This window comes from Aurantibacter sp. (assembly GCF_042094015.1).
Taxonomy (GTDB): domain Bacteria; phylum Bacteroidota; class Bacteroidia; order Flavobacteriales; family Flavobacteriaceae; genus Aurantibacter.
The window spans coordinates 1-3,290 of the sequence record NZ_JBELDZ010000122.1 but is presented as its reverse complement, the minus strand read 5'-3'; the positions used below and the strand labels follow the sequence as shown (position 1 = coordinate 3,290).

Genomic DNA, 3,290 nt, shown 5'->3' with positions numbered 1-3,290 from the left:
AGCATTAAGACTTGCAGCTCAAAAATTGCCAGTTCAAACTAAGTTTATAATCGCTAGAGATTATCAAGCATAATTTATTTGATATTATGAAAAAATCAGAAATTAAAGAATTATCTGTATCTGAGTTACAAGAGAAACTTAGTGAAACAAAAAAGAGTTATTCAGATTTAAAAATGGCTCATGCTATTTCTCCTTTAGATAATCCGATTCAATTACGTCAAATTAGACGTACTGTTGCAAAAATTGCAACTGAATTAACTAAGAGAGATTTATAATAATTCTGCCTAAAGATGGAAAAAAGAAATTTAAGAAAAGAACGTGTTGGTGTTGTTACAAGTAACAAAATGCAGAAATCTATTGTGGTTTCTGAAGTTAAAAAAGTAAAGCACCCAATGTACGGTAAGTTCGTGTTAAAGACAAAGAAATATGTTGCACACGACGAGACAAATGATTGTAATATTGGAGATACTGTAAAGATCATGGAGACAAGACCTTTAAGTAAATCTAAATGTTGGAGATTAGTTGAAATAATTGAAAGAGCGAAGTAATTATGGTACAACAAGAATCAAGACTTAAAGTCGCAGACAATACTGGTGCTAAGGAAGTTTTAACTATCCGAGTATTAGGAGGAACTAAAAGAAGATATGCTTCTATTGGAGATAAGATCGTTGTAGCAGTAAAAGATGCAACTCCTAATGGTAATACCAAAAAAGGAACTGTTTCTACCGCTGTTGTAGTTCGTACAAAAAAAGAAGTAAGACGTCCAGATGGATCTTATATAAGATTTGATGATAACGCATGTGTACTTTTAACGCCAACAGGTGAGATGAAAGGAACTCGTGTTTTTGGACCTGTTGCTAGAGAACTTCGTGATAAGCAATTCATGAAAATTGTATCATTAGCACCTGAAGTGCTTTAATGAAATTAAAAATGACAAAGCTAAAAATTAAAACAGGAGATACTGTAAAAGTTATAGCAGGAGACCATAAAGGTTCTCAAGGTACTGTAACTAAGGTATTTATTGCTAAAAACAAAGCGATTGTAGAAGGTGTTAATATGGTTAAAAAACATACTAAGCCTAGTGCACAAAGTCCTCAAGGAGGAATCGTAGAAAAAGAAGCTTCAATCCAAATTTCTAACCTATCTTTGCTAACTTCTAAAGGAGAAGAAACAAGAGTAGGGTTTAGAATTGAGAATGGTAAAAAAGTTCGTTTTTCTAAAAAATCTAATGAAGTAATATAGTATGGCATATTCACCTAGACTTAAAGAAGAGTATAAAAGCAAAGTAGTTGCTGCTCTTACAGACGAATTTGGTTATAAGAATATTATGCAAGTACCTAGACTAGAAAAGATTTGTCTTTCTAGAGGAGTTGGTGCTGCTGTTTCTGATAAAAAATTAGTTGATCATGCGGTTGACGAATTAACCAATATTACAGGACAAAAAGCTGTATCTACACTTTCTAAAAAAGATGTTGCAACTTTCAAACTACGTAAAGGAATGCCAATTGGGGCTAAAGTTACGTTAAGAGGAGAAAGAATGTATGAGTTTTTAGATCGTTTAATTACTTCTGCACTACCACGTGTAAGAGATTTTGGAGGAATTAAAGCTACAGGTTTTGACGGAAGAGGTAATTACAATTTAGGTATTACTGAACAAATCATTTTCCCTGAAATCGATATTGATAAAGTGAATAAAATAGCTGGTATGGACATTACGTTTGTAACTTCTGCTCAAACAGATAAGGAAGCTAAATCATTATTAACTGAAATGGGATTACCATTTCAAAAAAACTAAATCATGGCTAAAGAATCAATGAAAGCCCGTGAGGTTAAAAGAAGTAAAACAGTAGCTAAGTATGCTGATAAACGTAAAGCTTTAAAAGCAGCTGGAGATTATGAAGCGTTACAAAAATTACCTAAAAATGCTTCCCCTATACGTCAACATAACCGTTGTAAGTTAACAGGAAGACCTAAAGGATATATGAGAACATTTGGTATTTCTCGTGTGACATTCAGAGAAATGGCAAACCAAGGATTAATTCCTGGTGTTAGAAAAGCTAGTTGGTAAAAACTATTTAATTGGTTTCAGGTTTTATTCATTTTGAATAGAAAACCAAAACCGCAAATTCATACATATGTATACAGATCCAATTGCAGATTACTTAACTCGCGTTAGAAATGCTATAAGCGCTAATCATAGAGTTGTAGAAATTCCTGCATCAAATTTAAAAAAAGACATCACTAAAATATTATTCGATCAAGGATATATTTTAAGTTACAAGTTCGAAGATGTTTCAGTACAAGGTTCAATCAAAATTGCACTTAAGTATAATAAAGAAACTAAAGAATCTACTATCAAAAAAATTCAAAGAATTAGTAAACCAGGTTTACGTAAATATTCAAGTTCAAAAGAATTACCACGTATTTTAAATGGTCTTGGTGTAGCTATCGTTTCTACTTCTCATGGAGTAATGACAGCTAAGCAAGCTAAACGAGATAACGTAGGTGGTGAAGTTTTATGTTACGTTTACTAAAAAAAGAATAAGAGATGTCTAGAATAGGAAATAATCCAGTTGTTATTCCAAGTGGGGTAACAGTTACAGTAAAAGACAATACTATTACAGTGAAAGGGAAGTTAGGAGAATTAACTCAAACTTTTGATGTTGTAGATGTAAAGGTAGAAGGAGATAATGTAAATATTACAAGACCTTCTGACAATAAAGAGAGTAAAGCTAAACACGGTCTTTATAGATCTTTAATCAATAATATGGTTAAAGGTGTTTCTGAAGGTTGGTCTAAAGAATTAGAATTAGTTGGTGTAGGGTATAGAGCATCTAACCAAGGTAATACTTTAGAATTAGCATTAGGTTTCTCTCATAATATAGTTTTAAGTTTAGCTGAAGAAATTAAAGTTGAAACTGTTTCTGATAAAGGTAAAAATCCAATCATTAAGCTAACATCATTTGACAAACAATTAGTTGGTCAAGTTGCTGCTAAGATTAGAGGATTTAGAAGACCAGAACCTTATAAAGGTAAAGGAATCAAGTTTGTAGGAGAAATTATCAGAAGAAAAGCAGGTAAATCAGCTTAATAAGAGAAATCATGGCGTTAACAAAAAACGAAAAAAGATTAAGAATTAAAAACAGAATACGTAAAGTCGTATCTGGTACTGAAGCTAGACCTAGACTTTCTGTTTTTAGAAGTAATAAAGAAATTTATGCTCAAATAGTTGACGATGTAAATGGTAAAACTATCATTGCAGCATCATCTAGAGATAAAAGCATTAGTTC

General features: G+C 31.9%; 9 protein-coding genes and 1 pseudogene. All 10 read left to right on the top strand.

Annotation, left to right across the window (positions count from 1 at the left end; genetic code table 11):
• Positions 1-73: pseudogene (locus ACFDSN_RS11950) on the top strand (50S ribosomal protein L16); the annotation flags it as partial.
• A 13-nt stretch (positions 74-86) separates the two neighbouring features.
• On the top strand, positions 87-275 hold the full coding sequence (rpmC, locus tag ACFDSN_RS11945) for a 50S ribosomal protein L29 (protein ID WP_375240084.1): 189 nt from the start codon (positions 87-89) through the stop codon (positions 273-275).
• 15 nt (positions 276-290) lie between these two features.
• Positions 291-548 carry a 30S ribosomal protein S17 gene (gene rpsQ, locus ACFDSN_RS11940; protein ID WP_375240083.1) on the top strand — a complete coding sequence of 86 codons (258 nt, stop codon included), beginning with the start codon at positions 291-293 and terminating at the stop codon, positions 546-548.
• A 2-nt stretch (positions 549-550) separates the two neighbouring features.
• A complete protein-coding gene (gene rplN / locus ACFDSN_RS11935; RefSeq protein WP_375240082.1) occupies positions 551-919 on the top strand; it encodes a 50S ribosomal protein L14 in 369 nt (122 codons plus the stop codon).
• A gap of 11 nt (positions 920-930) precedes the next feature.
• The gene (gene rplX / locus ACFDSN_RS11930; RefSeq protein WP_375240081.1) at positions 931-1,242 is read left to right on the top strand and encodes a 50S ribosomal protein L24; all 312 of its coding nucleotides are present in this window, start codon (positions 931-933) and stop codon (positions 1,240-1,242) included.
• Between the two features lies 1 nt (position 1,243).
• Positions 1,244-1,795 carry a 50S ribosomal protein L5 gene (rplE, locus tag ACFDSN_RS11925; protein ID WP_375240080.1) on the top strand — a complete coding sequence of 184 codons (552 nt, stop codon included), beginning with the start codon at positions 1,244-1,246 and terminating at the stop codon, positions 1,793-1,795.
• Between the two features lie 3 nt (positions 1,796-1,798).
• Positions 1,799-2,068, top strand: a complete 270-nt coding sequence (rpsN, locus tag ACFDSN_RS11920; RefSeq protein WP_375240079.1) for a 30S ribosomal protein S14 — start codon at positions 1,799-1,801, stop codon at positions 2,066-2,068.
• Positions 2,069-2,135: 67 nt separating this feature from the next.
• A complete protein-coding gene (gene rpsH / locus ACFDSN_RS11915) occupies positions 2,136-2,534 on the top strand; it encodes a 30S ribosomal protein S8 (protein WP_375240078.1) in 399 nt (132 codons plus the stop codon).
• Positions 2,535-2,548: 14 nt separating this feature from the next.
• Positions 2,549-3,091: a 50S ribosomal protein L6 gene (gene rplF / locus ACFDSN_RS11910; protein WP_375240077.1), complete on the top strand. Its 543-nt coding sequence runs from the start codon at positions 2,549-2,551 to the stop codon at positions 3,089-3,091.
• An 11-nt stretch (positions 3,092-3,102) separates the two neighbouring features.
• On the top strand, positions 3,103-3,290 hold a 188-nt coding region (locus ACFDSN_RS11905), incomplete at its 3' end, for a 50S ribosomal protein L18 (RefSeq protein WP_375240076.1).